Below are 19,264 nucleotides of genomic sequence, written 5' to 3'. Positions count from 1 at the left end.
TCTTAATCTTGTTCTATTAAGGGCAAAGAAAAACAAAAGGTAGAGCCTTCATCTAAAATGCTTTCTACCCATATTTTACCATTTGATCTTTCAACTATATCAGCGGAAATATACAGACCTAATCCTAAACCTGGGATTGTATTTTGTTCCTTACCACTTACTCTGTAATATTGTTCAAAAATCTTTTCCTTTTTTTCTGCTGGAATTCCGATCCCAAAATCCTGTACACAAAAATTAATTTCATTATCAATTATGACGCTTGAAATTACAATTCTATCGGATTGAGGAGAATATTTAATAGCATTTGATATTAAGTTACTCATTACCTGGCTTATTCTGTTGCGATCTGCAAATACGATACCTTCCGAATTACTATCAAAAATCAAGTGGTGTTTCGAGTCTAATTGCATTTCTTCCACCATTTCTCTCGCAAGACTTTCAAAATTAAAACGACTTTCTATTAATTGCATTCTTCCTGCCGAGATCTTAGTTACATCTAATAGGTCTACAATCAAAGAATTTAATTTTGAGATTTGGGCGTCCATTTTTTTTGCAAATTCAGCATTTTTATTATCACCGGAATTTTTTAGAACACGTTCTAAAACCTGCGCATAAAGTTTTAAACTGGTTAACGGGGTTTTCAACTCATGACTGGCAATTCCTAAAAAAGTATCTTTTTGCGCTTGCAAAAGTTTAAATTCATTTATGTCTGTACTTGTGCCTATCCACTGCACAACTTTTCCCTCCTCGATAATTGATGGAACACCTCTGGTTAAAAGCCATAAATACTGTTGTGTGCCACCATTTAACGCTCGATATTCCACTTCGAAATTAGTTCGTTTTTCATTAGCCTTTTTCCACGTAGTACGAACGCGGGCTAAATCTTCAGGATGGCAAAGGTGATAAAACATTTTACCTATTGGATTCTCATTATCATTTCCTAAGTAAAATTGTAATCGCTCATTACAATAAGTTATAAATCCATCTGCATCGGCCGTCCAGATGATCTGCGGAATTGCTTCTGTTAAATTTTTGTATTTTTTTTCAGATAAACTTAAGTCCTCTCTCATTTTAATATCATCTGTCACATCATAACCAATTGCAATAATGGAAATTGTTTTGCCGTATTCATCTTTTGTTGGATGAAGAATATAGTTCAGATAGGTGTCTTCAAAAGTACCAGAACGACGCACCCTCACTTCTTTCATTTCAAGTTGGTTTCCACTCTCATAAACGTTGTTAAAATGTTCAAAAACTCCGAAAGACTCAAATTCGGGAAAAATATCTTTAAATGGTTTTCCAAAATAGGGTGAAAGGTCTCCCCAGATTTTATTTGCTCCGTTATTACTCGTTTCTAAAATATTTTCTGCGCCTGTAAAGACAGTGATAGCTATTGGAACATTTTCAATAAAACCTTGCAGTTTATTATAATTTTCCATGGCCGATTTTTTTGCCAAAACCATATCTGTTACTTCAATAGCCATATTAAAAATCGCGTATACTTCACCAGAAGAGTTTTTGATTGGTTGATAAGAATAATTGTAATAAGATGTTTCCCACTTCCCGTTGCGTAAAAAATCTGCACGGCCTTCTTTTGCAAGAAAATTTTCACCGGATATAAGAACTTGTCTCATATCATCCATAAAACGCTGCCCCACAAGTGAAGGAACACCTTCTGTTAAAGGTAAACCGATTATTTTGTCTGTTTTATCCCAGGTTTGCAGCATTTTGTCATTTGCTAATTCAATTATCAACTCAGGACCTCTGTAAATGGCAGAACAATATTCGGAATTCAAAATAAGTTCTTGAAATTTGTATTCACTTTCAACAAATTTTTTCTCCGAGTGTATCTTTTCCGTTACATCCGTAGCAGAAATACATATACCCGTCACTTCTTTAAAATCGTCAAATATTGGGGAATAACTAAAGTCAAAATAATATTTTCTCTCCTTTCCGTCTTTTAATAATGTCGCAGGTATCGAATATCCTTGAAAAGGAATACCGGTTCTATAAACTTCTTTGAGGAGTTGGGGGAATTCCTGATCTTTTATTTCCGGTAATGCTTCTAAAATTGGCTTCGAAATAACGCCGACACTTTTGCCCCACAATTCTAAAATCTTACTATTTGCAGCTTCAATTATCATGTCTGGACCCTGCACCATTGCTAAAGCATTTGGTGCGTGAGAGAACAGAGTAATAAAAGATTCTAAACTTATATTATTTTTTAGATATTGTTCCATTTTATACCGGCAATTTTGCAGAACAAATGTAACTTTTTACTATTGTGTTTTATTTAAAATAATAATAATATTTTTTTATATTTTAATTCAAACCAATCAACAATTTATAAAATATTAAAAAAATTAATAATGCGTTAAATAGTTTGTAATTTTTTTTCTATTTATAGTAAATTATCGTAGAGATATTCTTTTTAAAATTTAGAACAAAATCAATATGGTATAAAAAATCCCTAACCTAAGACTTCGGAATTCCACTATTTGCATTAGCTATCCTGCTTAAAACATTTTGTTGGAAGGAACTTTAGTTTATAAATCAATAATTTCAAAGTGGGATAAATGACAGACGTAATTTTATCATTATTAAAGAAAAACCAAAGTTGATTTTCGAACTTATTTCTGCTGCAAGTGCAACAATTAATCGCTTCGAACTACAATATATTTCTGGGGAAAAAGATGTCAGTGAAATTTTATCCATTCTGTTGGATAAAAAGATAAATAATAATTTGGAAAAAGATATTTATTTTAGAAAATTTGAAATTTCAGTACTCTGAGATGATAAATGAGTAGAACTAGTAGATTTTTACAAATCTTTCCCCAAAAAATACAAACCCTTCAAAGTGTGCAATCTGTCTGCTACCTGAATTTTTTCCGTTAAAGGTTTGTAAACGTGAGAAACGCCGCCAGTCGCAATCACAAAACAATCGTCTTTTACCTCAGCATTAATTCTGTCAATAAAACCTTCTACCATTCCTAAATAGCCATAAACCATTCCGCTTTGCATACAGGACACGGTGTCTAAACCTAACACAGTTTTTGGTTTTATGAGTTCAATTTCCGGCAATTGCGCGGTATCTTTTATCAAAGAATTAAGTGCGGTGATAATTCCAGGTGCGATAATGACACCTAAAGTTTCACCCGTTTCATCTACGCAACTTGCTGTAAGTGCAGTTCCGAAATCAAAAATTATCTTCTTTTTTTTCGGATAAAGATGATGTGCGGCGACTAAATTTGCGTAAATATCAGTTCCCATCTGCTTGGATTTTGCTTCCACCTCCGATAGGGTATTTCTATCCACAATTACCGGTTTGCTTCCATGTATCCTGTAAATAGCACGCGAAATATCATAAGTTAGCTGGGGAACCACAGAGCCAACAATTACTTTTTCTACGGTATTAATGTCAACTTTATAAGTTTGATAAATGTTTAAGAACTGAATGTACAATTCATCTTGTGAGCGGTAAGGTTTAGTATTGATGACCCAACTCAGCTCACAATTTTCGTCTTTGAAAAGACCAAATCTTATATTTGTATTGCCAATATTGATTACAATAGAATTCATTATAAAACTTAAAATAATTATTTTACTTCGACATAGTTATCCTGCGGATTTACATCTGCTATTCTTTTAGAAAAATCAATTCCTAAAGCTGATAGTTGGTCTTTGGAATAAGGAATTGTGAAAGTATATTCTCTCTGCGTCCACGGCCAAATTGCTAAACTTTTAAAATCACCATTAATATCTTTTGTTTTAAAAGTCCGCGTTAGATTTAATGGAATTTGATAATTCACAATACTCTTATCTTTCAATAAAACACCAAAATCAATAGGCATCGGAACCTGTCCGTTATTTGCTAAAGTGATTGTAGTAGAAATAGGGTCATACTGAACGTTTTTTATACCATAATCTATAGTTTTAGTCGTATTAATCCAATAATGGTGAAACCATTTAAGATCCATTCCCGAAACCATTTGTGCGATATGAATAAAATCGCGGTCAGTGGGATGTTTTAGATGCCATTGATTATAATATTCTTTCATGGTTTTTTTTAAATTTTCTTCTCCCATAATGTAGCCGAGCTCCACTAAAAAAGTTTCGCCTTTTACATATGTAGAAAAGGTGTAAGCGGTTCCGTTATCGTGGTGATCTCCCAACCAAACTGCGGGCTCTTCCAAACCTGTTTTTGTAAATTTTGCGTAGGCGTTTAGAGAACTCACAAAAGGATTTGCCTGTGGCGCTGCAGGTGGAAAAAGTTGATACATCACATAAGATTCCGCATAACTTGTAAAACCTTCATCCATCCACGGTCGCATGGCTTCATTAGTTGCCAACATTTGCTGAAACCAGGAATGAGAACCTTCGTGAAACATTAAACTGCACAAGCCTTCTATAGATTTTGCGTCACCCAATATCATCGTGCACATTCCATATTCCATACCGCCATCGCCGCCCTGTATAAATGAGTAGGTAGGATAAACATAATCGCCAAAAGACGCGTTCATTAATTGATAGTATTTTGTAATATAAGGTTTCGCCTGCTCCCACGCGGCAGTTTTATCAGATTTTTGGTAAACAAGATATACTTTTGGTCCGTTTAAAACTGAAAAGGAATCAACCGTGTAATCTCGGTCTGCCGCCCAAGCAAAATCTAAAATATTTTTTGCGGTCCAGTGCCAGATTACTTTATTATTTTTGTCTGTTTTAATGTTCGGTGAATTTGTGTAACCTTTTACATCAGACGGGTTTTCTAAAATTCCACCTGCGCCTATCACATAATTTTTATCAATTCTTATATTCACATCGAAATCTGCAAAAGGTGCGTGAAATTCCCTTCCTACATAATCAAAAGCTGCCCAACCGTCATAATCATATTCTGTAATTTTCGGATACCATTGTGTAACTGTCATGTCAATGCCCTCACGGTTATTTCTGCCGCTTCTTCTAATTTGCATAGGAATATTCGCATCCCATTCCATTGTAAAATTCGTGGAAGAATTAGGTCTCATATTTTTATCCAGATACACTTTCATGATTGTTTCCTGAATTTCAAATTTTAAAAGTTTACCATTTTGTTTTATCCAATGAATATTTTGAGCGCCTTCCTGATCCTTTGGAATAGATGCCAGACGTGAAACACCATTTATATTTAATCTGGAATCGCCAGTTTTTCCTTGGTATTGTACGCGTTGATCCATCGTAGAGCCTGGTTTAAAAGCGTTCCAATAGAGATTAAAATAAACGACATTTAATTCATCTGGCGAATTATTGGTATATTCAATAGATTGTTTTCCTTGAAAAGTATAATTTGCCGCATCGACATCAATATCCATTTTATAGTTTGCGTTTTGCTGATAGTAAGCATTTTGTTGCGCTGAAAATAAGCCGCAGACTAAAGTTAGGATTAGGAAAAAGAATTTGGTCATATTAAATTTTTTTTTGAAATGGCAAGATAATGATTTTAGATAAAATACATTTTATAAAAAAAGCCAATCATACTTTACAGATTGATTGGCTTTAAATATTTTGATTTATTCTAAATTATTTCTTTAGTTTTTGCCTTAAAAATATGCTCCAAAATTCTAAGCGTAATTAAATAAGTTGGCTTCACACCAGTTAATCCCAAACCACCGGAAGACAGAGTAGAGCCAGTTTCTAAAGGATTGTCCGATGCGTAATAAGAATAAGAAACCCTTACATCTTCAGAAATATGTTTTCTAATTTTACTCGCCACCTGAATGGCTTTTTGATAATGTGCGCCCTCCATTTCTAAACCAATTGCCTTCCATGAAGTCGTCATGAAATACGTAAGAATATCTTTATTTTGCAGAGAGGTTCCCAAAACGGTAATCATTGGTCCTTCATAAGCCTTCAGATCTTCATCTAAAAAATCTTCAAGTTTTAAAGCATTATCAAAAATATAATTATCTGCCGTTCCTTCAAAAATATGAGAATTTGGGATCATGATATCGCCTTTTCCACCAGTTAAAATGCCGGCTTTCCCCATAATGTGAATGGATTTCACTTTCATGGTGTAAACTTCAGAATTGAAATTATAAGGACGCAAAAGTTCATCCATTACTTCAAAAGCCTGCTCACCAAAAGCATAATCGAAAACTAAAATGACATCGTCACCGGTAAATTTTGTTTTAGCGAAAGGAGAATTTTTTAAATCAATTTTGCTGAGGTCGATAATTTGAACATCAATATTACTTCCACTCTGGTCATCGATATAAATTAAACCTTGTTGTAAAGAGTAATCTAAAATTTTATCCTGAAGCGTTTTCTTATTGCTAATTTCCTCGTATAATTTGTAATCAACGTCGCCTTTGTGTTTTTTGCCAAGTGCGTCATTAGCAAAAAGCATGTTTTTCACGGAATGCATATTGGCGGAAATAATATGCAACGGTCGCATATGCAAGTCGTTTTGAGCCAAAACCTTTTTTACATTATTTGCCCACTTTTCACCAAAATAATGGTGGCCAACCCTTTCACGCAAAATTGCACTGAAATGGATTTCCCGTTCTCTTTTTTCCTGAATATCTTCTAAACTTCCCTTACCTAAATAATAAATAATTTTAAATAAACGATCTGGATTTTGGTCGTCGCCGAAGGAATTGTAAGCGTTCAAAGTTTCGTCAAAAGTTCTTCCTATTAAAGAAGAAAGGTGAATTAACGCCACTTCTTTTTCTTTGCGGCTAAATTTTTTCTCTCCTAAAGCGACTTCTTCAATAATGCGCCAAGTGCGTTTCGGACGTGCTCCGTCGTCCATCAAAAAACCTAAATTTCTAATTTTATCGGCTTCTATATATAAGAAAGTTAAATGCGTAAGAATATCGTAGATCTCAGAACGGCCGAGAAGAACTTCAATATTCATCTGGTGTTCATCAATACGGTAACAAAGTCTGCGTCTTTTTTTCGGAATAATGGGCTCAAAACTACCTTTATCAAAGCCTTCATCTGACGTTAAATGTACAAAGGCAGTTTCTTCAATTCCTTCCGGAAGGCGGTCTAAAACATACATTAAACCATCCAGTTCTATTTTATTAGAAACACCCATTGTTCCGTAGATCTCTGGGTTAATGTTCATCAGTAAACTTCTCAAACTTTCCCCGGAAACACCGCTTGGTTTGTAGAATCCGCGATAAAATAAATGTCTGAGTGTGACGTATAAACGTTCGATAGATTCGGTGGTTTCCCTTGCTCTAGATTTTGCCATAAATTAAATTTCACGCAAAGATAAGCATATTAAAAATTGCAAAAAAGAGTGATTTTCAAGCGAGAATTAAATATCCCACTTATTTTAATGTAATTGTGTGAATTTTTAAAAATTCTAATAGTGCTGATCTAATTTTTATTTTAATTAAAATCTATCTTTTAGAAAAGTTTTCTGATCGTTAAAGTGGAAGAGATACTAAATTTAAATTCTAACAAGGGGCAACATTTGTTGTTATAAAATAATTAAGACCGATCATTTTTCAGAACGAAAGAAAACTCACTTCCCACGCCAAATTCACTTTTAACGGAAATGGTGCCGCCCTGCGCTTCAATAAATTCTTTGCTTATGCTTAAACCCAGTCCGTTTCCTTCTTTTTTATTACCGGGAATTCGGAAATAACGGTCAAAAACTCTTTGTGTGTATGCAGGATCAATGCCTTGTCCGGTATCCGTTACGGAAAATTTAGTTTGGTGATCTTCATGTTTTACTTCAATGTTGATTCGGGAATTTTCATAGGAATAGCGCACTGCGTTCGATAGAAGATTATTCAGAACCCAAGAAGTTTTATCCTTATCCGCAAATATTAAATGTGAATCAGCATCTTTTTGTACAAAAACTTTAATGTTCTTCTGTTCTGCAGCAGATTTATTAGCATCTGTCGCGTAATCTAAAATATCCTGAATGTCCGTTTTTTGCATTTTTAACTGCATAGAACCGCTTTCAACCTGAGCAATATTGAGTAATTCGCCAGTAATTTTTAAAAGTCGATCAGAATCCTCACGAATACCAGTAAGTAGATTTTTCTGTTCCTCATTTAAGTTGCCGATCTTTTCATTTCCTAAAAGTTGAATTCCTAATTTAATAGAAGAAATTGGCGTTTTAAATTCGTGCGAAACGGTTCCCATAAAATTAGTTTTTGCTAAATCTAATTCTTTAAAAAGAGTAATGTTTCTTAACATAATTACCTGACCAATAAAGAGGCTTGCTTGCTCGCCGGTCGGAATTACATTAATGTCTATAATTTCTTTTTCAAAATAACTTTCTTTACCATTTGCATATATTTTCATTGGCTCATTGGAAGAATTTTTATCGTCAGAAGAAATAATTTCTCTAATAATAGTACGTACTAAATCGTTTGTAACCGCAACATCCTGCATTAATTGTCCTACGAAGTCTTTCCGTTCAAGGCCAGTTATTTTTAAAGCTTCATCATTTACAAACAATACTTTTTTATTTTCGTCAATGCCAATTACGGGATCGTGCAGATTATCAATTAAAGTTTCAATGCGTTTTTTTCCTTTAATAATTCTGTCCAGCTTACTTTCAGAAAACTCTTGCAGCTTTTCTGCCATGGTGTTGAACGATTTTGCTAGCTCCCCAAATTCTCCATTACCCACAGAATCAATACGCTGATTATAATTTTGATTCGCAATTTCTTTAATACTTGACGTTAAAACTTTAATAGGATCTGCAATATTAGAAGGCAAATTAACCAGTAAAATAAACGCGATCAAAAAGCAACCAGTTCCAGCAATTGATATTACGGTTATTGCGGAACTGGCGGTTACATTTGCAATACTGCTTTTATGCTGTATAGCACTCATATTCAGCTGCATCACTTCTGCAATATCTTTTCGGATAGAAGACTGAAGTTTCGGATTTTCGGGATCAGATTTTAAGGCTTCAAAATGAACCGCAATTTTTTCCGTTGCTTCTGCTTCCCCCGCTTCTGTTACGTTTTCTCGCTGTTTTTCTAAATGTTTAGAAAATAAATTAAAAGCCAAAGGATCAGTTTGCAAATCCTCCAAAGCCAAAAGCATATTTCTGGAATATTGCAAAGTGTTATAATTGGCCGCTAAAATATTATTGGTGTCTCTTTTCAACAGATTCACGTACCATCCGCTGAGAACGGACAATCCGATAATCATTATAAAGAGTAATCCGACGCCGGCATTAAGTTTTGTTTTTATTTTCATTGTGGTATAAAAAATTTCTACTTCTAAAATTGATTTTTTAAAGTAACAAAATTACAGGGGACATTTTTTAATTTTAAAAAAGCGTTAAAAAGTGTTTCTAGCAATCAACTTAAAATCACCAGATCAATATTTTCATCAGCTAATTTATTCAGTAATGACCTTAAGGTATTATTACCTGTCAAAATTTTCAGTAAATCATGATGAGGTTTCCCGATGCAAACCGTAGTAATTTTTCGTTCTGCACATTGAGCCATAATGGCTTCGGTAATATTACCATTCTGGACTTTAATAATTTCGGCACCTAATTCTGTTGCTAGTTTAAAATTATTTATCAAAAACCTCTGTTTGTCTAACGCAATTTTATCCGCACTTTCCCTTGGAATTTGAACGTAGAGTAGAAACCAAGAACTATTGTAATAATTTGCCAATCGCGCCGCTTTACGAATCACTTTTTTCGCCGTAATTTCATTTGAACTAATACAAGCTAATATTTTTTCCTTCCTAATGTTTCGTATAACTGAAACTTCGATTTCCACTTTCCGCTGGACTTGTGAGGCGACTTCCTTTAAAGCCAATTCTCTCAATTGAAGAATTTGTTCGCTTTTAAAAAAATTATTTAAAGCAGTTACAATTTTTGACTGATCGTAAATTTTCCCTGCTTTTAAACGATCAATCAGTTCTTCTGCTGTTAAATCTATGTTTACGACTTCATCTGCCATCTTCAAAACACTGTCCGGAATGCGTTCCTGCACTTCAATGCCCGTAATATTTTTTACTTCTTCATTGAGACTTTCAATATGCTGAATATTTACCGCGCTAATTACATTAATGCCTGCGTCCAAAATATCAAGCACATCCTGCCATCTTTTTTCATTTTTACTGCCTTCAATATTGGTATGCGCCAATTCATCAACAATGACGACTTCCGGCTGGATATTAATTACGGCTTGAAAATCTAGCTCTTCTAATTCTTTTCCTTTGTAAAATAATTTGCGCCTCGGGATCACCGGTAGGCCATCCAATAGAGCGACAGTTTCTTTGCGATTATGGGTTTCAATGTAGGCGATTTTTACGTCGATGCCATTGCTTAGAAGTGAGTGTGCTTCCTGCAACATCCGGTAAGATTTACCTACGCCGGCGCTCATTCCAATATATATTTTAAACTTTCCACGTTTGGAACGTTTTATGAGTTCGAGAAAATGTTCGGCTGATGACATGTTAGAGCTATTTTCGGAAGATTTAATTTGAAGTTTTTTTAGTTTCAAAACCAGGCTGAAATACTTGTTGTGAGTGAGAAATTAGTATTTTTTGGCAAATTATTTTTAGTAAAGATATTGTCTTTAGAAGAAAATCCACGCACTTCGGTTCTCCAAAGGATGTTTTTGTGAATTTCATGATCTATATTCAAAGAATAACCCAATGTTTGAAATCCGTTTGGCGTGGTAATATTAACAATTACTCCGTTTTTATCGTTATAATATTCTATTCTTCCACCAATTTTGGTATGATTTGTAATCGCATAACTCAGTAATAAATTAGGTGAATACCAGGCGTTGTACTGTTCGCTTCCTTTTGCTTTTTGTTCCGCGCCAATATCAAAACCAGCGACGCCAGACCATTTTCCGCCAAGGTTAAAATTAGCATATAAATCGTGGAAGTACCGCATTCTTTTATTTATTATCGGTTTGTCATTTCCTATAAATGAACTGCTGTTTAAACTGAGGTTATTTGAAAATTTGTAACTGAGCTGGTGACCAAAAGCCAAAGTTTGGTTTCCTTTTGGTCGTGCAATTCGTTGCCAGCCGTTTAAGACCAAGCCGCTCAGGAAAAATTTACCGTTATCAGAAGTGTAGGAAATTCTTGCGCCAGTTTCGAAATACGGCGAATTATCTCCTGCTATGCTTTGTGTTAAAGTCAAATTATCTTTTCCTATGGCACCTTCCCAGCCAATATGTGAAGGTAAAATTCCCGCATCAATCCAGATATTTTTCTTTTTTGAGATTTTAAAACCGATATTGGCTTCATTGATATATTTTAGCGAATTCTGTTCAGCCGCTAAATTATCCTGAGCATAAGTTCCCGCCATCAAAGCAAGATTCGCGCGTATATTTTCTGTAGAATAATTTGCTTTAACCAAGCCTAAATTTAAATTAAACTCATTGTGACGGTTATAATTATATAAAAACAGCTGTTTGATATGATTGTCTGGTTGGTTGAAATCGTAGCTGTAAAATATTTCGGCATATCCAGAAAATGTGACCTTTGGCGCTGAAGTTTCAGTTTTTTCCTGAGCGCTTGCAATACCAAAAGCCATTATAAATGCTGATAAAATTAATTTTTTCATTGGTGAAAAAGAGAATATAAAATTATTTATTTGTGAGACTAATGCTTTTTTTATTTAAGATTTTCTAAAGCAACGTTCAGCTTCAACACATTTACTTTTTGTGGCGCAAAAGCAATCACGTTTTCTTCTGCAGCGTTTTGTACTATTAAATTTTTCACTTGATCTTCAGTGATATTTCTAATTTTCGCCACACGTTTAATCTGAAATTCTGCAGCCTGCACGGAAATATTTGGATCCAAACCACTGCCGCTCGCTGTTACTAAATCGACAGGAATTTGAACGTTTTTCATCGCTGGATTCTGTGTTCTTAAAGTATCAATTCGTTTTTGCACATCTGCTAAATATTCTGGATTGTTAGGTCCTTTATTACTGCCGCCACCAGCTGCCGCGTTATAATTTACGGCTGAAGGGCGTCCATGAAAATATTGCGGTAACTTAAATTGCTGCCCGATATTGGTATATTGTCTGTGTCCTTTTACCTCAATTTGATCACCTAACCCATTATTTGGAATTAACTTTCCAAAAGCAAATACAATACCCGTATAAACTAAGACTAAAACTGCGATTCCCAATGTGAGTACTAAAGCTGGTCTGATATAATTTTTCATTTTTTTAAAATATAATTTTTAATAATTACATGAATAAGGTTACTGCCAAATCAATTAATTTAATACCGATAAATGGTACGATAATTCCGCCAAGTCCGTAGATCAAAAGGTTTCTTCTTAATAAAGCGCTTGCACCGATTGGTTTGTATTCTACACCTTTCAAGGCAAGCGGAATTAAAAATGGAATGATGATCGCATTAAAGATTACCGCTGATAAAATCGCACTTTGCGGACTGTGCAGATTCATTACATTTAAAAATTGCAGAGCCGGGATAAACGTGATAAATAAAGCCGGAATAATAGCAAAATATTTCGCCACATCATTCGCAATAGAGAAAGTAGTTAACGTTCCGCGTGTCATTAATAACTGTTTCCCGATCTCTACAATTTCAATTAATTTGGTTGGATCATTATCCAGGTCCACCATATTTCCTGCTTCTTTCGCCGCCTGAGTTCCGCTGTTCATCGCAACGCCAACATCTGCCTGAGCTAATGCGGGCGCATCGTTTGTTCCATCACCCATCATTGCGACTAATTTTCCTGCTTCTTGTTCGCGTTTGATGTAGTTCATCTTATCTTCTGGTTTAGCTTCCGCGATAAAATCATCAACACCTGCTTTTTCGGCAATAAATTTTGCTGTTAAAGGATTATCACCAGTTACCATTACCGTTTTAATTCCCATTTTTCGCAAGCGTTCAAAACGTTCCTGAATACCGGTTTTAATGATATCCTGCAATTCTACAACACCTAAAATTTTCTCATTTTGCGATACCACCAAAGGCGTTCCGCCGTTTTGAGAAATTGCGCGCACATTTTCTTCTGCATCTGCTGGGAAAACATTTCCAGCTTTTTCCGCAATATTTCTGATCGCGTCAGAAGCACCTTTCCGGATTCTCGTGGTTCCAAAATCAATCCCTGAACTTCTTGTTTCCGCAGAAAAATTAATAAAAGTTGGCTCTTCAACGTGAAAATTCAGCGGATCTATATTTGCTAAATCTATGATTGATTTGCCTTCTGGCGTTTCATCCGCCATTGAACTTAGGACGACAGCTTTAATAAAATCTGCTTCATTGACACCAGCTGCAGGATAAAATTTAGTCGCTTTTCTATTTCCAATGGTAATAGTACCTGTTTTGTCTAAAAGTAAAACGTCCACATCACCGGCAGTTTCTACTGCTTTACCACTTTTTGTAATGACGTTAGCGCGCAAAGCTCTGTCCATTCCCGCAATTCCAATCGCGGAAAGCAATCCACCAATAGTCGTTGGAATTAAACACACGAAAAGTGAAATAAAAGCCGCAATTGTGATCGGTGTTTTAGAATAATCTGCAAAAGGTTTCAGCGTTACGGTTACGATGATAAAAACCAAAGTAAAACCTGCTAATAAAATAGTTAAGGCAATTTCATTGGGTGTTTTTTGACGGGAAGCGCCTTCCACTAAAGCAATCATTTTATCTAAAAAACTTTCGCCTGCTTTGGTATTTACTTTTACTTTAATGCGATCAGAAAGCACTTTCGTACCGCCGGTTACTGAAGATTTATCACCGCCTGCTTCTCTGATTACTGGTGCACTTTCACCAGTAATTGCGCTTTCATCAATGGTCGCTAAACCTTCAATTATTTCACCATCCATCGGAATTTGATCTCCTGCAACGCAAAGGAAAATATCGCCAAGTTGCATTTGAGCAGACATTTTCAACTCAGTTTCTATATCAAAACCTTTCTTATTGTTTTTTATTAATTTCGCTGGCGTTTCTTCTCTGGTTTTTCTCAAGGAATCCGCTTGCGCTTTACCACGTGCTTCGGCAATTGCTTCGGCGAAATTGGCAAATAAAACCGTAAGAAAGAGGGTAATAAATATGGTAAAATTATACCCGAAACTTCCCTGGCTTTTCTCGCCCATCAAAGTCCAGAGTGAAACCACGAACATCACCACAGTTCCTACTTCTACCAAAAACATGATCGGATTTTTGATCATCACGCGCGGATCCAGTTTTATAAAAGACTGTTTCAGCGCTTCATTTACTAAATCTTTTTGAAAAAGACTTTGTGTATTTTTTGTATTCATTTTTTTTATCAAAAATTATTTAGTGATCGAAGTAAGATATTCCGCGATCGGTCCTAAAGTTAAAGCGGGAAAGAAAGCCAAAGCAGCGATTAATAATATAACTCCCAAAGTCATTAGTCCAAAAGTAGATGTATCGGTTTTCAAAGTGCCGGCACTTTCTGGAATAAATTTTTTCTTCGCTAAAAGTCCTGCAATAGCTACAGGTCCTATAATTGGTAGAAATCTGGATAAAATTAAAACAATACCTGTAGAAATATTCCACCATGGTGTGGTCGCACCAAGTCCTGCGAAACCTGATCCATTATTTGCCGAAGAAGAAGTGAATTGATAAAGCATTTCACTAAAGCCATGAAAGGTCGGATTATTTAAAGTTGCTGTTCCATACTGCGGTAGATAAGCTGTTAAGGCAGTTCCCGCCAAAATTAGCAGCGGATGAAAGAGTGCAATCATCATTGCGATTTTCATTTCTTTAGCCTCAATTTTTTTACCTAAAAATTCAGGTGTTCTTCCCACCATCAATCCACTTATAAATACTGCCAGAATAATAAATATTAAATAATTTAATATTCCGACGCCAACGCCTCCATAAAAACAATTGATCATCATGGCAAGTAACATATTCATCCCAGAAAGTGGCATAAAACTGTCATGCATCGCATTTACTGAGCCAGTGGATATTACAGTAGTTGCAATACTCCAGTAAGCAGACGCAGAGGAGCCAAAACGGATTTCTTTTCCTTCCATGTTACCGAGAGAAATGTTTGCACCCATATGTTGAATTGCGGGGTTTCCTGCGTTTTCAAAGGCGACATTCATCGCCATTAATGAAAGAAAGCCAATTGACATGACGGCAAATATGGTCCAGCTTAATTTGCGTCTTTTTATAAAAAAGCCGAAAGCGAAAACAAGCGCGAAAGGAATGATCATCTGAGCTACCATCTCCGTAAAATTCGAGATATAGCTAGGATTTTCTAATGGGTGTGCAGAATTAGTTCCGAAAAATCCACCACCATTTGTACCCAGATGTTTAATAGCCACAAACGCGGCAACCGGACCGGTTGCAACACTCACGGTTTTTCCCTCCATGGTCGTAATTGTATCTTTACCATTGAATGTCATCGGGCTTCCGGTGAAAAGCAAGATAACACCAACTAATATGCAAATTGGCATTAAAATTCTGGTGATAGATTTGATAAAAAAGACAAAAAAGTTACCTAGATTTTCAGTAGTTTTTTCTTTAAATGCCACAAAGACGTGCGCTACAGCAGCCATTCCGGTTGCTGCAGAAACAAACTGCAGAAACATTAAATACATTTGACCCAAATAACTTAAACCAGTTTCCCCTGAGTAATCTTGAAGATTACAGTTTACAATGAAAGAAATTGTTGTGTTAAATGCCAAATCTGGGCTCATGCTCGGATTATTGTCCGGATTTAATGGCATCCAACCTTGATTCATTAAAATAAACATACCGAGAAGAAACCAGACGAAATTGATCGCAATTAAAGCCATCATATTTTGTTTCCAGTTCCAGCCAGTTTCTGGATCAATTCCGGCAAGACGGAAAAATAATTTTTCTATGGGATCAAAAATAAAATCTAAAAATGTTTTTTCGTGACCGTAAACTTTTGCAATATATTTTCCTAAAGGAATTGCTAAAACTAGCGTGACAACGAACATTAGGACAAGTCCCAGTAATTCTATATTCATTTTTGTTTAGTTTAAAATTTTTCGGGTTTTATTAAAACATAGCAGATGTACCCAAATGCTGCAAGAGATAAGATAAATAAGGTCCACATAGGTTTAAATTTTATCAAAAAAGTTAATAGATTCGGCTAAGAGGAAGAATATCGCTATTCCAAGTGCCATTAAGATTATTGTCATCATTATTTAAAGTATTATCAGGCTAAAAATAGTTCCTGCCAAAGAGATCAGACCGAAAAATGCGGCTAGCAAATGACAAGATTTTAGGTTGCGATTTAATTTAATTTTGAGATTTTCCACGTTTTTAATTTTTAAGTGTGCCACGCAATTAACAATTTCAACACCGCAGAATCTATTCTTAACCGAAAGCCTTTATTAATGGGAATTATATCTTAATTTTAAAAATTAACAAAAAAAAACCCTATCGTTTTGAAAGGGTTTTTTGCATTAATGCTGTCGTTTTGAAAGGCTAATTAATTTTATATTCCTCAATTTTTCGGTAGAGTGTGGTAAGTGCGATATTCAGAAGTCTAGCGGTTTCAGTTTTATTACCATTAGTGTAATTTAAAACGCGCTGAATGTGAATTTTTTCAGCGCTGGAAAGTTCAAAAGCGGACATTATTTTAGTTTCAGAATTTTGAATCTGAAAATCGGCTGGCAAAGTATCTGTATCTAAAGTTTCACCGTCTGTCAAAATCATACTTCGTTCGATTACATTACGCAGTTCCCGGATATTTCCTTTCCAGGAATGCTGTTTTAAACAACCGATATAATTTTCTGAAAATCCATTTATTTTTCGGGACGATTTTGCACTGAAAAATTTCAGAAAATAATTTGCCAGCATTTCAATATCTGAAATCCGATCCCGCAAAGCAGGCAAAATAATGTTGAAAATGTTGATCCTGTAATATAAGTCTTCCCGGAAATTTCCACTCAAAATTTCGTTTTGCAGATTGCGGTTTGTAGCCGCTATAATTCTAACATCCACTTTCGTCGATTTGCTGTCGCCTACTTTTAAAAATTCACCGGATTCTAGAACACGTAATAATTTAGCCTGAAGGTCAAGAGGCATTTCACCGAGTTCATCCAAAAAAACGGTGCCGTTATTGGCTTCTTCAAAAATGCCTTTCGAATCTTTTATAGCACCCGTAAAAGCGCCGGCTTTGTGACCGAATAATTCATTTTCTAATAGTTCTTTACTAAAAGCCGAACAGTTTATAGCGATAAAATTTTGTTTTGCGCGTGAACTTGCCGCGTGAATTGCTTGTGCAAAAACCTCTTTTCCAGTTCCTGTTTCGCCCGTTAAAAGAACAGTCGCGTCTGTGTTTGCAACCTTCTCGGCATCTTCAATCGCGGATTTTATAATTTTAGATTTCCCGATAATGGATTCAAATGAGTGACGGTTTCCAAGTTGCTTTTCTAAGTGAAAAACACGTTTGTTTAACTTAACTTTCTCAAGTGCCTTATAGATAAGCGGAATGATCTTGTTGTTATCGTCCCCCTTGGTAATATAATCAAAAGCACCATTTTTTATTGCTTGCACGCCATCCGGAATATTGCCGTAAGCCGTGAGCATGATTGTTTCTGTGGCCGGATATTTCTCTTTTAAAATTTTTGAAAAATCAACACCACTACCGTCGGGCAATTTCACGTCACAAACAATCACGTCAATTTCCGTTCGCTCTAATTTTTTTAAAGCGCTTTTTAAGTCAGCGACCTGAAAAACTTCAAAACCCTCCAAACTCAAAATTCTGGAAAGCAGCCCGCGGATCTTCTCCTCGTCATCAATTATTAAAATGGTGTTCACTAAGATTATTTAATTTACAAATTTAGAATAATTCAAATAGTAATTTTTACTGATTTTTAACGGAAATTTTAATTAAATGCGTTGTTCATAATATTATAGTTTACGGTCTAATTAATTAATTTTTTTTTAAAACAGAAAAAAGTATGTTTAAAGATTCCGAATAAGTTGGATGTGAAAATATGGCGGTTTCAAGATGTTTCGCAGGAATGCCACCTTCCATTGCCATTTGTAAAACTGTCGCAATCTCACCGCCTTCAGTGCAAACAATAGAAGCACCTAAAATTTTACCAGATTTATTGTCAATTATTGCCTTCCAAGGACCCTGAATTTGCGCCGTTTCTTTACCGCGCGTAATTCTTTCACCCCCAATTTTCACCACTGAAAAATCTAATTTTCCTATCTTAGCCTGAGTTTCGGACAATCCAACTCGTCCTAATTGCGGATCGGTGAACATCGTATAAGGAACAATTCTACCTTTGGTAGAGGCTTTTCCTTTTCCCAAAATATTTTCGGACATAATCACATAATCGTTGTAAGAAATATGGGTAAATTGTGGACCACCATTAATATCACCCATCGCGTAAATATTTTTCACACTGGTTTCAAGTTTTGAGTTCACTTTTATAAAACCTTTTTCGTCCAGTTTTATGCCGGCTGCTTTAGTATTTAAATTATCGGCATTAGAAACCCGGCCAGTAACCACCAAAATATGTGTTCCGGAAATCGTATGCTTTTTAGCTTTTGTTTTGTAAGTTAACGTGACTCTTTTTCCTTTTTCTTCGACTTTTTCAATGTCAGTATTTAAGATAAATGTCATGCCTTCATTTTTCAGAATTTCCTGAAGTGGTTCTGTGATATCTTTGTCTTCACCAGACATAATTTGTGCGGAACGCTCCATTACAGTTACTTTACTACCAAAACGGCTGTACATTTGCCCGAGTTCTAAACCAATATAACCGCCACCAATTACAAGTAATTCTTCTGGAATTTCCTTTAATTCTAGAATTCCAGTAGAGTCGTACCATTTAATTTTGTCGAGACCATTAATTTTCGGAACGGCTGGTCGTGCCCCTGCGTCTATAAAAATATAAGGTGCAGAATATTTTTCTTCTTTACCGTTTTCCATTTTTACAACTACAGATTTTTCGTCAATAAAAGATGCCGTACCATAAACAAGTTCCAAATTTTTTAACGCATTCATTCTCTTTATAATGCCGCTCTTACCTTCGTCCACAATGTTTTGTTTGCGCTTTTGCGTCTTTTTAAAATTGAGTTTTAAATTAGAAACTGAAATGCCATGTTTACCTGCCACTTTAATATCGTGCATCACTTTAGCTGAAGCGATTAAAGTTTTTGTCGGTGTGCAGCCTACATTTAGACAAACACCCCCTAACTTTTCTTCAGATTTTTCTATCATTACGATTTTCCATCCCGCATCTGATAATTTTCTTGCAAATGGAACATTAGCTTGACCGGAACCGATTAAAATGGCATCTTTTTTTATCATCTCTTAATTTTAAGGA

At 35.3% G+C, this 19,264-nt stretch carries 13 protein-coding genes; all 13 read right to left on the bottom strand.

The window, feature by feature from the left end; all coding sequences use genetic code 11:
• Window positions 1-2: 2 nt before the first annotated feature.
• Window positions 3-2,240, bottom strand: coding sequence for a PAS domain-containing sensor histidine kinase (locus ACVBED_RS10295; protein ID WP_447120191.1), 2,238 nt, complete (start codon window positions 2,238-2,240; stop codon window positions 3-5).
• A gap of 580 nt (window positions 2,241-2,820) precedes the next feature.
• Window positions 2,821-3,579, bottom strand: a complete 759-nt coding sequence (locus ACVBED_RS10290; RefSeq protein ID WP_447120190.1) for a type III pantothenate kinase — start codon at window positions 3,577-3,579, stop codon at window positions 2,821-2,823.
• A gap of 17 nt (window positions 3,580-3,596) precedes the next feature.
• On the bottom strand, window positions 3,597-5,441 hold the full coding sequence (locus ACVBED_RS10285) for a M1 family metallopeptidase (protein ID WP_447120189.1): 1,845 nt from the start codon (window positions 5,439-5,441) through the stop codon (window positions 3,597-3,599).
• A 110-nt stretch (window positions 5,442-5,551) separates the two neighbouring features.
• Window positions 5,552-7,234 carry a DUF6909 family protein gene (locus ACVBED_RS10280; protein WP_473094965.1) on the bottom strand — a complete coding sequence of 561 codons (1,683 nt, stop codon included), beginning with the start codon at window positions 7,232-7,234 and terminating at the stop codon, window positions 5,552-5,554.
• Window positions 7,235-7,476: 242 nt separating this feature from the next.
• On the bottom strand, window positions 7,477-9,210 hold the full coding sequence (locus ACVBED_RS10275) for a HAMP domain-containing sensor histidine kinase (RefSeq protein WP_447120188.1): 1,734 nt from the start codon (window positions 9,208-9,210) through the stop codon (window positions 7,477-7,479).
• A 104-nt stretch (window positions 9,211-9,314) separates the two neighbouring features.
• Window positions 9,315-10,427 (bottom strand): sensor protein KdpD, encoded by a 1,113-nt coding sequence (locus ACVBED_RS10270; RefSeq protein ID WP_447120187.1) that lies wholly within the window; start codon window positions 10,425-10,427, stop codon window positions 9,315-9,317.
• Between the two features lie 44 nt (window positions 10,428-10,471).
• Entirely contained in the window at window positions 10,472-11,554 is a 1,083-nt protein-coding gene (locus ACVBED_RS10265; protein WP_447120186.1) for a porin, read from the bottom strand.
• Window positions 11,555-11,604: 50 nt separating this feature from the next.
• Complete coding sequence (locus ACVBED_RS10260) at window positions 11,605-12,162, bottom strand: potassium-transporting ATPase subunit C (RefSeq protein WP_447120185.1); 558 nt, start codon at window positions 12,160-12,162, stop codon at window positions 11,605-11,607.
• 25 nt (window positions 12,163-12,187) lie between these two features.
• Window positions 12,188-14,230 (bottom strand): potassium-transporting ATPase subunit KdpB, encoded by a 2,043-nt coding sequence (gene kdpB, locus ACVBED_RS10255; protein WP_447120184.1) that lies wholly within the window; start codon window positions 14,228-14,230, stop codon window positions 12,188-12,190.
• A 15-nt stretch (window positions 14,231-14,245) separates the two neighbouring features.
• A complete protein-coding gene (gene kdpA, locus ACVBED_RS10250; RefSeq protein WP_447120183.1) occupies window positions 14,246-15,940 on the bottom strand; it encodes a potassium-transporting ATPase subunit KdpA in 1,695 nt (564 codons plus the stop codon).
• Between the two features lie 11 nt (window positions 15,941-15,951).
• Entirely contained in the window at window positions 15,952-16,029 is a 78-nt protein-coding gene (locus tag ACVBED_RS10245; RefSeq protein WP_126340520.1) for a potassium-transporting ATPase subunit F, read from the bottom strand.
• Window positions 16,030-16,403: 374 nt separating this feature from the next.
• The gene (locus tag ACVBED_RS10240; protein WP_447120182.1) at window positions 16,404-17,741 is read right to left on the bottom strand and encodes a sigma-54-dependent transcriptional regulator; all 1,338 of its coding nucleotides are present in this window, start codon (window positions 17,739-17,741) and stop codon (window positions 16,404-16,406) included.
• Between the two features lie 115 nt (window positions 17,742-17,856).
• Complete coding sequence (locus ACVBED_RS10235; RefSeq protein ID WP_447120181.1) at window positions 17,857-19,248, bottom strand: mercuric reductase; 1,392 nt, start codon at window positions 19,246-19,248, stop codon at window positions 17,857-17,859.
• Between the last annotated feature and the right edge of the window lie 16 nt (window positions 19,249-19,264).

This window comes from Halpernia sp. GG3, assembly GCF_052976925.2.
This window is presented reverse-complemented; position numbering and strand designations above follow the sequence as displayed.